Below are 18,287 nucleotides of genomic sequence, written 5' to 3'. Positions count from 1 at the left end.
AAGTCAAGTTTTTAATAATGAACTCATAAAATTTGATAAAAAGGGGACTTAAACCCACTTTGGGACCCTCCCCTGATACTTTATGTCTTCCGCCTTAACGTTCTCGTCGTTCAGTATCTCGGGAACCCTTTCCTTATTCCTGTCGAGGTATTCCTTTGCCATTGCCCACTCGTCGCTGTAAGAGAATATGAGCTCCGCGGAAAGGACCTTAGGAAGGCTCTGGATGGCCTTCATCTTAAAGACCTCCTCCTTTACGTCCTCCGCTTCTATTACTACGACTATCTTTCCCGTCTCGTCGTGAAAGTAAACGTCGCACATTCCGGACTCCTCAAGGGAACGAAGGACCTCCTCCAAATCTTCGGGCTTACACCTTACAACTACGCTTGATATATTCATCTCTTCACCTCCAGTATTTTTAAACTTCCGTCTATACAACCGACCGCGAGCTTATCCTCACTTATAAACTCAAGGGCGTTTATAAAGCAATTGGCGTTCAGGGAAAACTCATAAAAGTCAGAAAGTCTAACAACCTTGACAGTTCCCCTGTCGTCGGGTGTATAAGCCGCGTAATGCTCTTCGGGAGATAGGGCTACCGCGAAAACCATAAAGTCCGTTTCAAAAACCTTTTCGGGAAGAAGTATGAACTCAATCTTCCTGTTTATGAAAGGAGTTTTCAGGTTCTTGAGGAGTGAGGGGGCGTCAAGCTTTTTCCTCCAGGTTTCCCTGTTAATTACCTTCTTTCCGAGGTCATAAAGAACCGCTCTCTTGTCCCTTCCTCCCGAGATTACTTTACTCCTTGAAAAGCTTACTTTAAAAATTTTGTCCTTATTCCCTTCCGTGGCAACACCTATTAACCTTCCGTCTTCAGGGTTTATAAAGAAGACCTTTCCCGATTCGTCCCCCCAGGCTATGAGATTTCTTTCCTCGTTCATATCAAAGTCCGAAAAAACGAACCTGAAGACGAGATACCTGTAAAGGGTTTTCCCCTCCTTCAGGTTGTATCTCCACACCTCGTTTGATATGGTTCCGACAATAATATCGTTATCTCCGTAAAACATGGCCTTTCTCGCATCGGTGAGCTTCAATACGGGTTTCAGATTGTTGTTTTCGTAAAGGTAGACGGTGCTCTTACCGAGGTTGTCCTCGCACACAGCGAGAGCCTTCCCCTTGTAGAGGTCCACGCTGAAGACCTTTGGCTTCTGTTTCTCTCCCATGAAGTCCGTGAACTCGGGAAAGCTTACTTCGGAGAGAACTTTAAGATTTTTGGAAAGAATGTATAGCTTTCCCGACTCCGTCCCGACCGCTATTTTCTCTTCGTAAACGGAAATGTCCGTTATTGCACCCTCAAGCTTAACGCTCAGGGAAAAGGCTATAAGGGGGATGAGGAGGAGGAGAATCATTTCTCTTTCCCCGTTCCTTCAAAGATTACCTCGTGAAGCCTTGAGCTTTCCTTTGCCTGAGGAACTCTGTATTCGGGTTTAAAGAGATTCTTTACGACGGGCTTTACGTTTGCCTGGGGTCTGTGGCAGAGGAGACAGTTCCACCTCGCTTTGTCAACGTCGCTCAGCTTGAGAATCTTTCCCTTGGGAAGGTGGTAAAAGTCTATGAAGTGAGAGGGCGGAAGGGGTGTCGCTCCTATCTGTTTTGCAACGTCGGGCATATGACAGCTGAGACATGCGTTGTTCTTGAGGGTTATGGGGAACATTCCCTCTATGCTGTGGGGTATTTGAGGGGGTGCGTTCTCGTAGGCTCTCTGGAACCTCTTGGAAGCTCCGGGGGGAGCTTTCGGATACTCCGCCTTCGGAGGGTTGACGACTTCCTTCTCAAGGGGTGCCTTCCTTATTCCCAGCTCCTCGGGAGAGATAGCCTCCTTTGCAAAGAGAACAAAGGAGGAAACAAGAACAAGGTAAGCAAACTTTTTAAGACGCATCTTTATCACCTCCCGACTTTTTGAACCTAAAGGTGTAGAAAAGGGCCTCCTCGGGGCAGACGTCTATACATCTTCCGCAGTTGGTGCACTCCCCGGAAAGGACGGGCTTGTTCTCCTTTCCTATCATCCAGAGGACCTGAACTTCGGGACAAACCCTCTTGCACTCCATACACTCGGTGCATTTCTTTAGGTCGTATCCCACCCTTACGAGGGAGGCGGGCTTTGAGAGGAGGGAGTAGAAGGCCCCGAGGGGGCAGACGTGCCCGCACCAACCGTTCTTAACGACAAAAAGGTCAAAAAGAAATATGGCAAGTATAACGCTCCAGCCGAGCCCCATTCCGAAGATTATTCCCCTATGGGTTATGGAAACAGGGCTTATAAACTCAAAGGCGGGAACACCGAGTATGGGAGAGAGCAAAAGTCCGAGTGCCAGAAACCAGTACCTTATGCTGCGGGGGAAGGGAATTCTCTTTTCCTCCCTGTGGAGTCCCGTCTTTACCCTGAGCCAGTTCGCTATATCGGTGAATATGTTAGCGGGACACACCCAGCTGCAGAAAGCCCTTCCCGCTATGAGTCCGTAAAATACCGCTATTATTATCGCCCCGATTATTACGTCCGTTCCTACGATTGTTCCCGCGAGGAACATCTGGAGGACAGCGTAAGGGTCCGAAAGGGGAACAATTTCAAAGAGCTTTGAGGTGCTCAGGTTCCCCTGGAGAATCTTCCATCCGAGGTAGTTTCCGCCGAGGTAAAGTCCCAGTATTGTGAGCTGGGATACCCTCCTGAGGATGAGGTATCTATACCTCAGGAGGAAAGCCTTTTCTTTCTCCCCTTCCTTTCTTAAAACAGCGGTGCTACTCATTTAAAAGGTCCTCCGTATTCAGGTATTCCTCGGGACTCTTTGGTTGCCAGCCTTTCAGCTCCCTTTCCCTTTCCTTTATTTTTTCTTCAATGTTTTCCTCGGTTTCCATCCATCCCCTTATGTAGTGCTTTCCTATCTTTCCGAGGGCTATATCCCTGGGAAGAACGTATATAGCCGCTTTATCCGTAGGACATGCGTGTTCACACAATCCGCAACCGGTGCAGTAGTCGGGGTCCACGACGGGAACGAGCATCGCGTGTTTTCCAGTTCTTCTGTTCCTCCTCAAATCCGCGTATATCGCCTTATGCATAAGGGGACAGGCCCTGATGCAGGCGTCGCACTGAAGACCCCAGTAAGCTATACAGCTGTTGTAGTCTATTACCGCAACGCCCATTCTTGCCTTGTTTACGTCCACCTCTCCCTTTTCGTTTTTCAGGAGTTCCGTATCAAGGGCTTTCGTGGGACAAGCGTAGGTGCAGGGAACGTCCTCGCACATATAACAAGGAACTTCCCGGGGAATGAAGTAAGGTGTTCCCAGAGGTTTCCCGTCTCCGGGCGTTGCGAGTCTGAGGGTTACGAGCTTGTTTCCCCTTTTGTCCTTCGGGACGTTTTCCCTGTTTGCACAGGCAACCACACAAAGCCCGCACTTTATGCATTTTTTTAAGAAATCCTCCTCCTTATGGGCCCCGGGAGGTCTCAGAACGAGAGGGTCGTTCTTATTCTCGTAAACTATAGCGGACCAGACGACACCCCCTATTAAGGAAAAGCCAAAACCCTGCAGGAAGCCCACGAGGAGCTTCCTGCGTTTGGAGTCGGGTTTTTTATCAGCCATAGCTTACCTCACACGGGGTAAATCTTTACCGCACACTTCTTGTAGTCGGTCTGTTTGGATATGGGACATCTCGCATCAAGGGTTACCTTGTTGATGTAAACCCTTTCGTCAAACCAGGGAACGAATACGAGTCCCTTGGGAGGTCTGTTCCTTCCGCGGGTTGATACCCTTGCCTTTATCCTTCCCCTTCTTGACTCTATCCATACGAGGTCTCCATCTTTTACGCCTATCTTCTTCGCATCTTCGGGGTGCATGTAGCAGAAGGCTTCGGGCATAGCCCTGTAAAGCTCAGGAACTCTCATGGTCATCGTTCCCGAGTGCCAGTGTTCAAGAACCCTTCCCGTGCAGAGCCAGAAGGGGTATTCTTTGTCGGGAACTTCGGGAGGCTCCATGTAGGGCCTGAAGAATATCTTCGCTCTGTTCGTGAGGTCAACGATTTCACCGAACTCCACCTTCCACTCCCCGTTCTCAAGTTTGGGAAGGGTTCCCTTAGGTATCTTCTTCAGAGCAGGGCCGTAGAAGGCGAACTCCTTACCTTTTCCGTACTTTCTTGCGTAGGGGTCGTACTTTGCGTTAAACCTCCAGGGTGTTTCCTTTCCGTCAACGACCGGCCACCTGAGTCCCCTTACCTTGTGGTAGGTGTCAAAGTCCGCAAGGTCGTGCCCGTGTCCGAGACCGAACAGCCTGTATTCCTCCCAAAGGGCTTTCTGAACGAAGAATCCGTATCCCTTCCAGGGTTTTCCGTCAACGCCTATTACTCTTCTTCCGTCTCCGGCAGCGGTAGTGTTGGGATGCAGTTTTCCGGTTTCGGGGTTGTAAGCGACGGGCTGGGGCCATCTCAGGTCAACGTGGGGTATCGTTCTCTTGAAGGCTTCTTCGGAGAACAGAACGTCGTAAAGGGTCATTTCGGGGTCGTATCCCATCTTCTTTGCCTCTTCAAGGACGTTCGGGAGAACCGTTCCGTCCCTGAGCCTCCACTCTTTCCATACCTCTTTCAGCTTGAAGAATTTTGAGAACTCAATAATCTGCCACTCGTCGGGCATAGCTTCCCCGGGAGGTGTGACCTGCTGTCTCCAGTGCTGGGTTCTCCTTTCGGAGTTTCCGTAAGCTCCCCACTTTTCGTATATCATCGCCGATGGAAGTATGAGGTCCGCAACCTTTGCGGATATGCCGGGGTATGCTTCCGAGACTACGATGAAGTTGTCCATCTCCCTCGCTGCCTTTATCCAGTGGTTTGCGTTTGCGGTGTCCTGCCAGGGGTTGCAGACGTGAACCCAAGCCCACTTAATTTTTCCGTCTTCCAGGTCCCTCATTATCTGGACTATGTCGGAACCCACCTTGGGGTTTATCGTCCCCTTGGGAATCTTCCATATCTTTTCAGCAATCTTCCTGTGCTTGGGATTGAATACAACCATATCCGCGGGGAGCCTGTGGGAGAACGTTCCCACTTCCCTTGCCGTTCCGCAGGCGGAGGGCTGTCCCGTTAAGCTGAAGGCTCCGCTTCCGGGCTTTGCGTGTTTCCCGAGGAGCAGGTGTATCGCGTAAACCTGTTCGTTTACCCACGTTCCCCTCGTGTGCTGGTTGAATCCCATTGTCCAGAAGGAGACTACCTTTCTTCCCTTTTCTATGTAGAGCTCAGCGAGGGTTTTTAGCTTCTTCTTGAACTCCTCAAGGGGTTCGTCGGGGTCTCCCTTTGCAACTTCCGCAACGTAATCAAGGGTGTAGGGTTCTAAGGCCTTCTTGAACTCCTCAAAGGTGATTACCCAGTGCTTGCCCGCCTGTTTTCTATGTTTCATCTCAAGTTTATCTCCCTCTTTGAGTCCGTAAATGCTAAGGGCCTTTGCCTCATCTTTGGAGATTACCTTCACAACTTCCTTTATCATCGTCTCCCTTTCCTTTTTGCTGTATTTGGGGTGGTTGGGGTTGTCCCTCATGCCGTAGCCTATGTCTATGTATCCCGTTGCGAAGGCGCAGTAATTGTTCACGAAGTCCCAGTCTATGGCCTCTGGATGGTTGTAAACTATCTCCCTGAGGATGTAGTTCTGTATGAGGAGGTCCGTCTGGGGTTTGAAAACTATGTCTATATCCGCTCCGTCCATCGTCATGTGTCTGAAGGTTGAGAGAACTACAATCTTAACCCTTTCGGGGTCAGAGAGCTTCCTGTCAAGAACCCTTGCCCACAGGACCGGGTGCATTTCCGCCATATTGGAGCCCCAAACGACGAAGGTATCCGTAAGCTCTATGTCGTCGTAACATCCCGCGGGCTCGTCTATACCGAAGGTCTGTATGAACGCTGCAACCGCGGATGCCATGCAGTGCCTTGCGTTAGGGTCTATGTTGTTGGAGCGGAATCCCGCTTTCATAAGCTTTGCGGCCGCGTAGCCTTCCATAACCGTGTATTGCCCGGAGGCGAATATAGCTACACCTTCGGGTCCGAGCTCGTTATAGGCTTCCTTGAACTTCTTCACCATAACTTCGTAAGCTTTCTGCCAGCTAACGGGTCTGAACTTTCCCTTCTTGTCAAACTCTCCCTTCTCGTTTACCCTGAGGAGGGGCTTAGTGAGCCTGTCCTCACCGTACATTATCTTTGCTGTAAAGTATCCCTTTATACAGTTGAGTCCCCTGTTTACAGGGTTGAGAGGGTCCCCCTTCACGGCGACTATTCTGTCGTTCTTCGTGGCAACCATTATTCCGCATCCCGTTCCGCAAAATCTGCAAACCGCCTTATCCCACTGCCATCCGCTCTGGGCTTCTCCCGCGGCCGCTACAACCTCTTCGGGAATGGGAATTCCCACCGCAGCCGCAGCGGTAGCTGCAGCGGTGAGCTTTAAAAACTCCCTTCTGCTCACCTGAACGCTTTTATCCTGCTTCATCTTCCACCTCCACTGACAAAGGTCATCTGACCTACCTCATATAACTAAATATTACGTTAAATTGACAAATAAATCAATTTTCATGAGTTCATTCAAATGACTCCTTCCTTTAGCAAAAGGGGGAGGAGAAGATATATTTATCTTTCATGGATATAGAGATAGTTTCCTCGGGAAAGCACACGCTCCACGGGCTCAACTTTTACCTCTCCTACTTTGACGATGTTGCCAAGGTTCTACCCAGAGAGGATTACTGCTTCATAGTGGGAGGCTGGGTGAGGGACAGGATACTGGGAGAGCCCGTCGGCTACAACATAGACGTTGATTTTTTAACAACCGCGGACCCAGTTGAGGTTGCCAAAAAACTCGCCGAAAGAATAGGGGGACACTTTTTTGTATTTGAAAAAAGAGGCTTTCTTATAAAGAGACCCGTAATAGCCACGGTTGTTCTCCACCTTCCACCTTACAGGTATCGTTTTGATTTCTCACCCCTCAAGGGGAAGGACCTTGAGAAGGCGTTAATTGAAGACCTAAAGGAGAGGGACTTTACCGCTAACGCTATAGCGGTTAACCTTGATGACGTTCTCAGCATAGGTGCAAAGCAGACGATAGTATTTGACCCTACGGGGGGAATTAAGGACCTTGAACAGGGACTCCTGAGACCCGTATCCCTTGAGAATTTAAAAAAGGACCCTGTGAGAATACTGAGGGGATTCAGGATAGCCGTTGAGAAAAACCTTAGACTTACGGAGGATTTTTACGCTTTCGTCAAGGAAAATCCCTCTCTCGTTCTTAAGTCCGCACCCGAGAGGATAACCCACGAGCTTTTTAAGATAATGAAGGAGAAAACCTCTTTTAAAGTCTTCAGGGAGCTTTACGATTACGGCGTCCTTCAGGCAATCATTCCCCAGTTTGGAAGGCTGAAGGAGATAAAGGACCAAGGGGAACACCACATATACCCCCTTGACGAGCATACTTTCAAGACCCTTGAGTTTCTTGAGAAGGTTATTGAAGAGAGGGCAAGGTATCTGAGCAGTGAACTTCTTAAGGATTTCGGGAGGAAACGCTACCTCGGTGAGTTCACGGACGTTGAGCTTCTAAAGTGGGGAGCACTCTTCCACGATATAGGAAAGCCCTACACCTTCAAGATAAGGGAGGGAAAGGTAACCTTTTACGAGCACGATAAGGTGGGGGCAAACATAGTAAGGGAAGTGGGAGAGAAGCTGAGGTGGGGAGACGAGGTAACGGAGTTCATAGCGAAGCTCGTGAGATACCACTTGAGACCCTTTTACCTCAGGGAAGCCTTCAAGAAGGGAGAGCTCAAAAGGAGAGGTATGGCAAACTTCTGGAGGGAGTGCGGAGATATAGCACCCCACTTATTCCTCCTTTCCATAGCGGACGCTTACGCAAGCGGGGACGAGGAGGAGGACATAAAAGCCCTTCTTGAGACCATCTCGGAGCTTGAGAGCTTCAAGCGAAACGAGTACGATAAGAACGTTTTAAAGCCCCTCCTTGACGGAAATGAGATTATGAAGATACTCGGCATAAAGCCCGGGAAACTCGTAGGGGAGTTAAAAAGAGCCCTTATAGATGCCCAGATAGAGGGAGAGGTGAAGACAAAAGAGGAAGCGGTTAATTTCGTTAAGAGAAAATATAAGGAGCTCAAGAATTTATAATTTTCTTACATGGCTAAATTTATCTTCGTAACGGGCGGTGTTCTCTCTTCCCTCGGAAAGGGAATAACCTCCGCATCAATAGCCACAATCCTTGAGGAGATGGGATACAGGATAACCCTCCAGAAGCTTGACCCCTACCTGAACGTTGACGCGGGAACGATGAGCCCCTACCAGCACGGAGAGGTTTACGTCACGGAAGACGGGGCTGAGACGGACCTTGACCTCGGACATTACGAGAGGTTTACGAATGCGGTTATGACGAGGGATAACAACGTAACCGCGGGCAGGATATACTACAGCGTTATAAATAAAGAGAGGAGGGGAGATTACCTCGGTGCTACCGTTCAGGTAATACCCCACATAACCGAAGAGATAAAGGAGTCCATTAGAAAGGTTGAGAAGGATAACGATATAGTCCTCGTGGAGATAGGCGGAACGGTCGGGGATATAGAGGGACTTCCCTTCCTTGAAGCGGTTCGTCAACTTTCCCTTGAGCTCGGAAAGGAGAATCACGTATTCATTCACTTAACTTACGTTCCCTATATAAAAGCTGTAGGTGAGCTTAAAACGAAACCAACCCAGCACTCTGTAAAGGAGCTGAGAGCTATAGGAATACAACCCGACATAATAATCTGCCGTTCCGACAGGGAGATACCCAAAGGTATAAAGTCAAAGATAGCCCTCTTTACGAACGTGAAGGAAGAGGCGGTAATATCCGCTCCCGACCTTGAGTCTCCTTACGAGGTTCCCCTAAAGCTGAAGGAACAGGGAATAGACAGGATAATCACCCAGAGACTCGGTTTAAAACATAGGGAGGTTAACCTCGGGAGGTGGAAGAAGGTCGTAAACATACTGAAGCACCCGAGAGACGAGGTGAATATAGCGCTCGTGGGCAAATACGTTGAACTGAAAGATTCCTACAAAAGCGTTATAGAGGCCCTCATACACGGAGGAATAGCTAACAAGGTTAAGGTTAACGTAATCCTGAAAAACTCTGAGACCCTTGACGTTAAAGAGCTTGAAAAGGATATCCACGGCATTATCGTTCCCGGAGGATTCGGGGAAAGGGGAGTTAAGGGGAAGATAGAAGCTCTCAAGTTCGGGAGGGAGAATAACGTCCCAACCTTCGGTATATGCCTCGGTATGCAGTTAATGGCTATAGAGTTTGCCAGAAACGTTCTTGGCCTTGAAGGTGCAAACTCAACGGAGTTTGACCCAAACACACCCCACCCCGTAATAGACATAATGGAGGAACAGAAGAATATAGACAAACTCGGTGGAACGATGAGACTCGGAGCCTACCCCTGCAGGATAAAGGAGGGGACACTTGCATACAGGATTTACAAGAAAGAGCTTGTTTACGAAAGGCACAGACACAGGTATGAGTTTAACAACGATTACAGGAAGCCCTTTGAAGAAAAAGGTGTTATTTTCTCGGGCCTTTCCCCCGACGGAAAGCTCGTTGAGATAATGGAACTTGAAAACCACAGGTGGTATCTGGGATGCCAGTTTCACCCCGAGTTCAAGAGCAAACCCTTTGAGCCCCATCCCCTCTTCACATCCTTCATAGGTGAAGCCTTGAGCTACAAAGAAGAACTATGAGCCTTAACATTGTTCAGATTTTTAAGGTATTTTTTTATTAATGCTGGAAAAAGTTAAGAAAGATATATTCTTCGTATCACGGCTTTTCGTCTCCCTTTACCTCTCACTCTTCTTAATTATCTCTTATAAGAATATAGATTACCTCTCCGCCTTCCTCCTCGGATTTTACTTCCTCACAAACGTTTACATATACATATTCACGAGACCGAGATTTCTCAAACTTGTTTCGCTCCTCTCAGACCTAATCTTGGTCCCCGCCTTTATATTCCTCTCGGGGAGTTTCCTCACTCTTTACGCCCTAAATATCCTCATAGCCCTGTATTCCTGGAGGAAGCCTTTAGTGGCCTTCCTTATCGCTCTATCCGCTTTTGGACTCTCCTTTTACTACTTTCTGTCTTTGCCCCTTATACTCACAGCCCATCTTCTCTTATTCCTGGGGGTTTTCTTCAGCTCCTACAACTTTGAGTATGCGACCGTAATAGGAAAGGAGAGGAGGAGAATACTGAAACTCAGAAAGGATTACAGAACATTACTTAATGAGTTTTCCCGATTTGAAAGGGAAAGGAGGATGTTCAACAATCTGAGAAAGGTCTTTAAGCTCCTCAGGGAGAGCAGGGAACCGAGGGATTACCTGACAGGGCTCAAAAAGGAGTTCAACCTAAGGGGCATAAAGGTTGTTCCCGTAAGGGAGATATCAAATGAGGTTGAGAAGGATTTTGATAAGGGAACGCTAAGCGTTAACGTTAAGCTTGAAGAGGGGTATGCAAAGGTTATATACGAGTTTCCCCTTCCCTTTATGCTGAGGGATGAGGTTCTAACCTACACGTTGGTTGAAGCTGCAAAGATGCTGAGCGTCCTCGTTGAGGGATTTGAAGAAGGTGAGGAAGGTAAGGAAGCGGTCGTTATAGCCTGATTAGTTGCTCTTTTCCTTTTGCTTTTTCCACTTTAAGTAGCTCTCTATAAACTCGTCAATCTCCCCGTCCATTACCGCATCAACGTTTCCCGTCTCGTATCCCGTCCTTAGGTCCTTAACGAGCTTGTAGGGGTGGAAAACGTAGGACCTTATCTGGTGTCCCCAGCCTATATCCGTCTTCTCACCCTCATACTGCTTCTTCTTTTCCTCAAGTTTTTGAAGCTCGAGTTGGTATAGCTTTGCCTTTAAAAGCTCAAGGGCTTTTCTCTTGTTCTGATACTGGGACCTTTCCTGCTGACAGCTTACCGTTATACCCGTCGGTATATGGGTTATTCTCACCGCTGTATCGGTCTTGTTAACGTATTGACCGCCCGCACCCGAAGCCCTAAAGGTTTCTATCTTTAAATCCTCAGGCTTTATCTCTATGTTTATCTCCTCGTCTATCTGGGGCATAACCGAAACCGCGGCAAATGAGGTGTGCCTCCTCGCGTTTGCGTCAAAGGGGGAAATTCTAACGAGTCGGTGAACGCCCTGTTCGCCCTTCAGGTATCCGTAAGCGTAGGGACCCTTTACGAGCATAGTGACGCTCTTTATTCCCGCAACATCGTCGGGTGTTATATCAACTATCTCAACCTCAAAGCCTTTTCTTTCAGCCCACCTCTTATACATCCTGAAGAGCATATCCGCCCAGTCGCACGCCTCCGTTCCTCCCGCTCCCGCCTGTATCATAAGGTAGGCATTCTTGTGGTCTACCTCTCCCGAAAGGTAGGTCTTCAGCTCAAGCTCCTTTAAATCCTTCTCTATCGTATTCACTTCTTCGTCTATCATTGCCCATGTTTCCGTATCCTCTTCGGGTGTTATCTCTCCGAGTTCTTCAACGTCCTTTATTGAGCTTTCAAGCCTTTCTATCTTCTCAAGGGTTTCCTCTACCCACTTTCTCCTCTGCACCGTTTCCTTTGCCTTATCCTGGTCGTTCCAGAAATCGGGAGCGGACATTCTCTCATCAAGTTTCTTGAGTTCCTCCCTTAGTTCCTCGGGTTTTAAGACTTTCTTTACGTCCTCAAAGCGTTCTCTAAGTTCCGAAATCTTACTCTTAAGCTCCAGCATGACCAATTTTAAAATTTATATCAATTGAGAATAATTTTCAATTACTCCACCACCTTATATCCCCACTCCTCTACAGCACTTTTCAGTGTCTCGTATGGAACTTCCTTTTCCAGCTTTACATGAGCTTTCTTTTCTTCCAGCGATACCTCAACCTCGGAAACCCCTTCAATGTTCTGGAGTGCCCTCTTTACCGTGTTTACACAGTGCATACAGGTCATTCCCTCTATCTTTATTTCAAGTTCTTTCATATGAATAAATTTAAGCAGATTTCTCCACCGCCAAACTGACGTTTTTAAAGCCAAGCCCGTTCAAGAGGTCAAGAACCTTTACTAGATTTTCTACCTTTGCGGACCTGTCCGCCCTTATTTCAACAGGAACGGAGTTTTTCAAGATTTTTAGCTTTTCCCTGAGTTCCTCATACGACACCTTTTCGGAGTTAAGGTAAATAGTACCTTCAAAAGTTATCGTTATAATAATTCCTTTTTCCTGAACCGCTTTCCCGCTTTCAGCCTTTGGAATCTCAACGGGAATATCACCCCTAACTATGAAGGTTGCGGTTGTAAGAACAATCGTAAGAAGAACTAGCATAATATCAACGAGGGGTATTACGTTTATCCCACTGAACTCTTTTTCTTCCATATTAAGTAAGTTTATTTTATAAAGCCCAATACCCTTAGGAGAAACTCAAGGGCATTCTGGTTTAGAAAGATAATCAAAAAGATAACTATAAGGAAAAGAACGGTGAACTTTTTATCAAGGCGGTGGATTTCTTCTCTTATAGATTTGTCTGTCTGTTCTATTTTTACATCAAGTTTGTAAATAGCCTCCCTGAGTTCCTTAACTTCCTGTCTTATCTCTCTTACTTCCTGCCAGAGTTCTTTATCCTCTTTTGTTTCCGCCATGCTTAATAATTTACCTCTTTTAAGCCCTTTCCACGATACTTCTCACGATTTCCTTCTCAAGGGGTGAACTTATTTTCGGAATTATCGTCTCTATTACAACCTTCTTTGCATCCCCGTATTTCTTCAGTCTTCTGGCGCACCTTATTGTATCCCTTATGGAGAATACGAACTCAACGGGCTCTTCCGATTGCTGAGTCTGGTATGCCCTGTATGCCTTTCTAATCTCGTTGGCAATCTTTAGAAGCTCAAAGAGAAGTCTCACATCCCTTTCCCTTTCGGGAGTTCTGAGTTTTTCTCCGAGTTCGGTCTTTACATCGTTCACCACGTAATACCAGAGGTATGTAAACTCCTCCTTGTTAAGGGGAGCGAGCGTATCCACGTAATCCCTGAGGATTAGGGCCTCGTCGGGATAGTAAAAGCCCTTCTCGTCCTCAAAGGGAGGGTAATCAACGTACATTATATCCGCCCTTGATTTTATGTCCTGGGGAAGCTCGGAAACACCGAGGTAGTTCTGGGGATTCATACCACCGACGAGTATAACGTCGGGTCTCGCCTTCACAACCTCCCCGTAAGAGAGAACCAAATACCTCCTGTAGTCAAAGAGGGGGTTGAATATCTTAACGAGTGAGGGGGGAAGGGTGTTTATCTCGTCCAGGTATATAACGGCTCCTGGGGTCTTGAGAGCCTTTACTAGGTCCGAGTAAACCCTCTTTGTTCCCCTTTTGGGGTCAAACTCGTAAACGAAGGTTATGTCCTCTTTTTCCATCTTTGAGTTGCAGGGGATTATAAATAGTGGTCTGTTCGTCAGGGCGGAGAAAACCTCAACGAGGAAGTTCTTACCTACTCCCGCATCACCCTCAAGTATGAGTATCCCTTCCTGATAGGTTAGCTGTTCCTTAACGAGGGAGGTAAACCTCTCGAGGTTCTGAACGAACCAGGGGGTTTCCTCAAAGGAAACGAAGTCGGGAACGCGGTAGGGTTCCGTTGAACAAAGTCCGTTCAGATGCTTTAAATACCTTCCCACCCATTCGGGGAAGTGTCTTACGCTATCCTGCTCAACTACGTTGTTATACCTTTTGGGCTCAACGAGGAGGCCATCTTCCCTCTCAAAGGCTATCTTCGCATAAACTTTTCCGTCCTGGACAAACTTGTCCTCAACCTTAAGGTGCCACCTATACCTTACAGGTTGAGGCCTGAACTTCTCTACCTCTTCCCTTCCAAAGATGACCTTATCCTCAAGGAGCTTTATGGAGAATGTCTTTAGCCTGTCCTCTATTATCCTTTCCTGAAGGGTTTTGAGAAGCTCTTCGTTTGCGTAGTTTGAGAACTCCCTCGGGAGGGTTGATATGAACTTTCTCGTTTCCTTTACCTCGGGGAGTCCCTCCATATCGGTGAAGCTTGTTACTTTTGCCTTCGTTATTGCCTCCCTTACCTTTTTGAGGTGTTCCCTCAGCTTTTCGTCAAAGAACCTTTCCGCTTCCTCCTTCAACTCCTGGAGCTTTTCCTTCCAGTCTTCGCTTACCTCTTCAAGCTTTTCCTTTAGCCTCGCGTAATCCTGACCCGTGAAGCTTCCTTCCCTCAGCTTTTCCCTAAGAGTATTTATGAATACTTCAAGCTTTCTCCTTGATAGCTCCTCCCTCGCCTTCAGGATTAGGCTTCTTACTTCTTTCAACGGGACGTTTATGCTTTCAAGCTCCTCAAGGGGCTTTACCCTTTCAAGCTCTTCCTCCCTTTTAGCTTCACTTATGTATTTTTTAAACTCCTTGTATATGTTTTGAGCGTTCTTTATTATCTGCTTTTGTCTCTCCTTCGGATAGACGAAGTCTATAAGGTTTGTCTCAAACTTCTCAAGGTAGTAATACCTTTTTCCCTCAGTGTCTTCATACCTTGAGGTGTATACGCTTCCGTCGGGTGCCACCCTAACGACGCTGTATCCGTATCCCTCCACGAAGTCAAGGAATGTATTTTCTTTCAGGTTATAAATTCCGAGTCTGTTTTCTTCCTCGTCCGCGGTGAAGAGATAACCTCCGTCGGGGGAAACGTCTATCCTTCCCACCCTGTGAACGAGGTCTATCTCTCCTTCAACCCTGTCAAGGGTTGAGTCGTAAACCGCTATCTTTTGCTTCTCGTTGTCCGCTATGTAAACCTTATCTTCGTAAAGGGCTACCGCCCTTCCTCCCGCATAGGGAATTTTCCTGAGGAGATTTCCCCCTATGGAGAAAACACCGCTTCCCTGAGTTCCGCTCAGGAAGAGCTTCCCGTTAGGAAGTATCTTTATAGCCCTCAGGTCTCCAATTTCCGCATCCCTGTATATGAAAGTGCTCTTAAAATCAACGGTCGTCTGGGTGAGGTCTCCTGTTAGGTCTATTACGTAAACTTTCTCTCCTACGACTCCAAAGGCGAGGGTTCCCTTCCTTATATCAAGTCCGCCGGTGGGTCTCAGTCCCTCCTGGGATATTCTTACGCTCTTCCAGGTTTTGGGGTCCTTTGGGTTTTCAAGGTAGTAGATAACGAGGTAAGGGGGTGCAACTATACCGAGGTATTTGCCCCTGAAAACGATATCGGTTACCGATTGAGCGGGGGGCTTTGAGGGAAGCCTGTGGAGGTTTCCTGCCCAGTCGTAGAGCTGAAAAACCCCGTGCCTCCTTCCAACGAGAACCCAGTAAGCGTCCTCGGATACGTCAAGGGTCTCTATCCAGTATTCCTCTATCTTTGCATCGGGGTCCCTCTTTACGGGAACGTGCTTGAGATGTATCTCACCTACGGTAAACTCTACGGAGCTTTCCTTTTCCTCCTCTTTCTTCTTCAGAATTTTGTCAAGAATACCCATTAGATAATGATATTAAAGGCAAAGAGAAGAGTTATCCGTTGATTAAGGTCATAAAGAGGTTATGGATTTCCCCTCCTTTATCATCTTTGCTATCTCTTCGTAGTTATCGTTAAGATGTCTGTCTATCTTCTCAACTACAAGTTCAACGTTTTCAGGTATGGATATCCAGAGCTTTCCCCTCTTTTCGGGGGCAAAAAGCTTAACGCACTTCTTCAGGAACTTGTAGTAATGCTTTGGAAGTCTATAAACCGCGTGATGAACTATATCGGGTGTCTGCCAGGGGCAGACTTTATACCCTTGATTTACTTTCTCAAGCAGTCCCTTCGTTCCGTGGAGTGCCCGGTTCAGAGCCATAAGGAAAGTTGGAACTCCTTTCAGGAAGGCATCGGTAAGCTCCTTGTTCTCATGAATGGTTGCGTCATACATTATCACCTTCTTCTCCTCAAGGAGGGCTTTTATGAGGTCAACGGGAACCGCAAACTCGGGAAAGTAAAGGGGCGTTCCCGCAGCGGTGTAGGAAGAGGGGAAGTAAACGATGTAGTCGTAGTCTGGATAGACGATGAGTCCGTTCGTCATGTTCGCAACGTGGAGAACTTCCTTCTCCTTCATCAGAATTAAATTTTATTCCTCAGAGAGCTTATGTATTCCTCCAGAATTACAACCGCGGAGATAACGTCCTTCAGCTCCTTCTTTTTCTTCGGGGATAACCCCTCAAGCCTTGAGAGGGCTTCCTTTGTGGTCCACCGCTCGTCCCATAGAATTATTTCAACGTTAGGAAGTTCTTTTTTCAGTTTTTCCACGAATTTCTTAACGAGCTTTGCCCTCTGGCCTTCCTTCCCCCTTAAAGTCAAAGGGTAGCCTACGATAACTTTCTTTATATTTCCCTTCTGAACGAGCTCCTTTATCCTCTCAACTGCCTTCTCGGTTTTTACCGCTTCCTTCGGTGAGACAATCCCGAGCTCCTCGTCCCCTACCGCTATGCCCACCCGTTTCGTTCCGTAATCAACCCCGAGTATCTTCAACCCGTTCTAAAGCCGAGTATCTTGTATAGGGGACAGAATCCTATAGCGGATGTCACTATAAACACTATTCCTATTATCCCCAGAATCCAGTAAAGTCCTCCGTTCGTAATGGCAAGGTAAAGGAAAACGATAGCAAGGATAACCCTTATTACCCTGTCCCAGAGTGCCATATTCTTTTCCATAACTTCCCACCTCCTAATATTTAATTTTCTCATATAAAATTCTTCCTTTAAACTCCGATTAAATATCTTGTATGGAGCTGAAGGAGAAGCTAAAGGCTTTAAAGGATAGGCTTAAAAATCCCTTTGATTACGAAGGACTTGAAAGGGAGTTTATGGAGCTTGAGAGCTTAATAAAGAATGCTAAACCTGAAGAGGTGAGGGAATCCCTAAAGGATTACGAGGAGGTTAAGAAACTCCTCAGGAGAAATCTTGAGCTGTTTGCGAGATTATATGGAGTGGGGTGATGTTTGCGGGAGCTTTTAACACAATAGCCCAGGCACTTGATGTTTATAAGAAGGCTGTTGAGGTAAGGGATAGAAACGTAGCAAACTCCCAGGATGAGAACTACGTAAGGGAAAGCCCCTTAATCCAGAGTGACCTTTACACGGGAATAACTCTGCAGGAAGTTAGAAGGATTCAGAACTTCAACTTTATAAATCTGAGGAATGAGAAGCTATCACTCGTTAGCTCCCTTGAGGAGAGGAAAGAGGTTCTTTCTCAGATTGAGTCCCTCTTTCAAGCGGGAAAAGGTCTTGAGGATTACGTAAACGATTTCTTCAAGGCCTACGAGGATTTTCTTAAAGAGCCTACAAACGAGGGGGCAAAGTCGGAACTCCTTTCCTCCGCAAATGCCCTCGTGAATGCGGTAAAGAGCAGGTATAAACAGCTCACGAACCTATCCCAGAGCCTTGATAACGTTCTTCAGAAATACGTAAGAAGGGTTAACGAACTGCTTAAAAAACTCTACAACGTAAACATGGAGATAACACTCGCTTACGCACAGAGCGGGGGAAAGGATTATAGGACACTCCTGAACCAGAGGGACGCATACCTGAAGGAGCTATCCCAATACCTTTACGTGAGGGCCCAAGAGGACGAGCTTGGCAGGGTAAAGGTTATAACCGATAAGGGCTTCGTCCTTGTTGATTTCGGAAATGCTTACTATACTCTCGGTGTTGAAAACGGAAGGGTAAAATACAAAAGGGACCAAAGTGATATAACCGAACTTTTGAGTGGTGGAAAGATAAAGGGATTGATAGATTCAAGGAATGATATAAACACCACCCTTAATAACCTTGAGAGCCTTGTAAATACCCTTTCGGGTCTCAAGATACCCCTAAACGGCGGGACGGAGAAGAACGTGTTTTCCGTGAATTCATCCCTTGATATAGATACCTTTAGTGTGAATATAACGAGGAATGACCTTGATAACGTTGATTTTGCAAGGGCTACCGATTACGCCGAAAACGGACTAAATGTATGGGAAAACGCAAAAAAAGACGTAATAAGACTTACCGACTACATAGGGAGCGAGAAGAAGAGTCTTGAGAGTGAATACGATACGGAGAAAGCCCTTTACGACTCCCTTGAGAGGAAAATCCTGGAAAGACAGGGTGTTTCCGTTGACGAGGAGTTTATGGAGATAATTAAGCTCCAGAGAACCTACGAAGCGGTAGCAAAAATACTTCCGAGAATAGACGAGCTTATGCAGACGACGATAAATATGATATGAGGTGAGA

At 47.0% G+C, this 18,287-nt stretch carries 19 protein-coding genes; 5 read left to right on the top strand and 14 right to left on the bottom strand.

Going from position 1 to position 18,287, the window contains the following annotated elements; genetic code table 11:
• Window positions 1-48: 48 nt before the first annotated feature.
• The 6 genes from ACYQZ0_RS02035 to napA are packed head-to-tail and all read right to left on the bottom strand — an operon-like array spanning window position 49 to window position 6,497.
• Window positions 49-396, bottom strand: a complete 348-nt coding sequence (locus tag ACYQZ0_RS02035) for a chaperone NapD (RefSeq protein ID WP_459774817.1) — start codon at window positions 394-396, stop codon at window positions 49-51.
• Complete coding sequence (locus tag ACYQZ0_RS02030; RefSeq protein ID WP_459774816.1) at window positions 393-1,400, bottom strand: WD40 repeat domain-containing protein; 1,008 nt, start codon at window positions 1,398-1,400, stop codon at window positions 393-395. Before ACYQZ0_RS02030 ends, ACYQZ0_RS02035 begins: the two co-directional genes overlap by 4 nt.
• The gene (locus tag ACYQZ0_RS02025; RefSeq protein WP_459774814.1) at window positions 1,397-1,930 is read right to left on the bottom strand and encodes a nitrate reductase cytochrome c-type subunit; all 534 of its coding nucleotides are present in this window, start codon (window positions 1,928-1,930) and stop codon (window positions 1,397-1,399) included. Before ACYQZ0_RS02025 ends, ACYQZ0_RS02030 begins: the two co-directional genes overlap by 4 nt.
• Window positions 1,920-2,792, bottom strand: a complete 873-nt coding sequence (napH, locus tag ACYQZ0_RS02020; protein WP_459774813.1) for a quinol dehydrogenase ferredoxin subunit NapH — start codon at window positions 2,790-2,792, stop codon at window positions 1,920-1,922. Before napH ends, ACYQZ0_RS02025 begins: the two co-directional genes overlap by 11 nt.
• Entirely contained in the window at window positions 2,785-3,624 is an 840-nt protein-coding gene (napG, locus tag ACYQZ0_RS02015) for a ferredoxin-type protein NapG (RefSeq protein ID WP_459774811.1), read from the bottom strand. Before napG ends, napH begins: the two co-directional genes overlap by 8 nt.
• A gap of 8 nt (window positions 3,625-3,632) precedes the next feature.
• Window positions 3,633-6,497, bottom strand: a complete 2,865-nt coding sequence (gene napA, locus ACYQZ0_RS02010; RefSeq protein WP_459774810.1) for a nitrate reductase catalytic subunit NapA — start codon at window positions 6,495-6,497, stop codon at window positions 3,633-3,635.
• 146 nt (window positions 6,498-6,643) lie between these two features.
• Between napA and ACYQZ0_RS02005 the strand changes: the two genes are divergently transcribed.
• The 3 genes from ACYQZ0_RS02005 to ACYQZ0_RS01995 are packed head-to-tail and all read left to right on the top strand — an operon-like array spanning window position 6,644 to window position 10,685.
• Entirely contained in the window at window positions 6,644-8,170 is a 1,527-nt protein-coding gene (locus ACYQZ0_RS02005; protein WP_459774808.1) for an HDIG domain-containing metalloprotein, read from the top strand.
• A 9-nt stretch (window positions 8,171-8,179) separates the two neighbouring features.
• Window positions 8,180-9,772: a CTP synthase gene (pyrG, locus tag ACYQZ0_RS02000; RefSeq protein WP_459774806.1), complete on the top strand. Its 1,593-nt coding sequence runs from the start codon at window positions 8,180-8,182 to the stop codon at window positions 9,770-9,772.
• A gap of 40 nt (window positions 9,773-9,812) precedes the next feature.
• Entirely contained in the window at window positions 9,813-10,685 is an 873-nt protein-coding gene (locus ACYQZ0_RS01995; protein WP_459774805.1) for a hypothetical protein, read from the top strand.
• On the opposite strand, the gene prfB is transcribed toward ACYQZ0_RS01995, so the two are convergent.
• From prfB to ACYQZ0_RS01955, 8 genes are read right to left on the bottom strand one after another with little or no spacing between them, the layout of a single operon-like run.
• Complete coding sequence (gene prfB, locus ACYQZ0_RS01990; RefSeq protein ID WP_459774804.1) at window positions 10,686-11,792, bottom strand: peptide chain release factor 2; 1,107 nt, start codon at window positions 11,790-11,792, stop codon at window positions 10,686-10,688.
• A 41-nt stretch (window positions 11,793-11,833) separates the two neighbouring features.
• Window positions 11,834-12,040 (bottom strand): heavy-metal-associated domain-containing protein, encoded by a 207-nt coding sequence (locus tag ACYQZ0_RS01985; protein WP_459774802.1) that lies wholly within the window; start codon window positions 12,038-12,040, stop codon window positions 11,834-11,836.
• A gap of 10 nt (window positions 12,041-12,050) precedes the next feature.
• On the bottom strand, window positions 12,051-12,431 hold the full coding sequence (locus tag ACYQZ0_RS01980; protein WP_459774801.1) for an ExbD/TolR family protein: 381 nt from the start codon (window positions 12,429-12,431) through the stop codon (window positions 12,051-12,053).
• Window positions 12,432-12,442: 11 nt separating this feature from the next.
• Window positions 12,443-12,694: a hypothetical protein gene (locus tag ACYQZ0_RS01975; protein ID WP_459774799.1), complete on the bottom strand. Its 252-nt coding sequence runs from the start codon at window positions 12,692-12,694 to the stop codon at window positions 12,443-12,445.
• Window positions 12,695-12,713: 19 nt separating this feature from the next.
• A complete protein-coding gene (locus ACYQZ0_RS01970) occupies window positions 12,714-15,524 on the bottom strand; it encodes an AAA family ATPase (protein ID WP_459774797.1) in 2,811 nt (936 codons plus the stop codon).
• Window positions 15,525-15,572: 48 nt separating this feature from the next.
• Window positions 15,573-16,133: a hypothetical protein gene (locus tag ACYQZ0_RS01965; RefSeq protein WP_459774796.1), complete on the bottom strand. Its 561-nt coding sequence runs from the start codon at window positions 16,131-16,133 to the stop codon at window positions 15,573-15,575.
• A gap of 5 nt (window positions 16,134-16,138) precedes the next feature.
• A complete protein-coding gene (gene ruvX, locus ACYQZ0_RS01960; RefSeq protein ID WP_459774794.1) occupies window positions 16,139-16,546 on the bottom strand; it encodes a Holliday junction resolvase RuvX in 408 nt (135 codons plus the stop codon).
• Window positions 16,543-16,728, bottom strand: coding sequence for a YgaP family membrane protein (locus ACYQZ0_RS01955; protein WP_459774793.1), 186 nt, complete (start codon window positions 16,726-16,728; stop codon window positions 16,543-16,545). Before ACYQZ0_RS01955 ends, ruvX begins: the two co-directional genes overlap by 4 nt.
• 71 nt (window positions 16,729-16,799) lie before the next feature.
• Here ACYQZ0_RS01955 and ACYQZ0_RS01950 point away from each other — a divergent pair, with 71 nt between their 5' ends.
• Window positions 16,800-17,012, top strand: coding sequence for a hypothetical protein (locus ACYQZ0_RS01950; protein ID WP_459774792.1), 213 nt, complete (start codon window positions 16,800-16,802; stop codon window positions 17,010-17,012).
• Window positions 17,012-18,280 carry a flagellar hook-associated protein FlgK gene (gene flgK / locus ACYQZ0_RS01945; RefSeq protein WP_459774791.1) on the top strand — a complete coding sequence of 423 codons (1,269 nt, stop codon included), beginning with the start codon at window positions 17,012-17,014 and terminating at the stop codon, window positions 18,278-18,280. Before ACYQZ0_RS01950 ends, flgK begins: the two co-directional genes overlap by 1 nt.
• Window positions 18,281-18,287 lie beyond the last annotated feature (7 nt).

The sequence above is a fragment of the Aquifex pyrophilus genome (genome assembly GCF_054656935.1).
The sequence above is the reverse complement of the archived record's forward strand: the minus strand, read 5'-3'. Positions and strand labels throughout refer to the sequence as shown.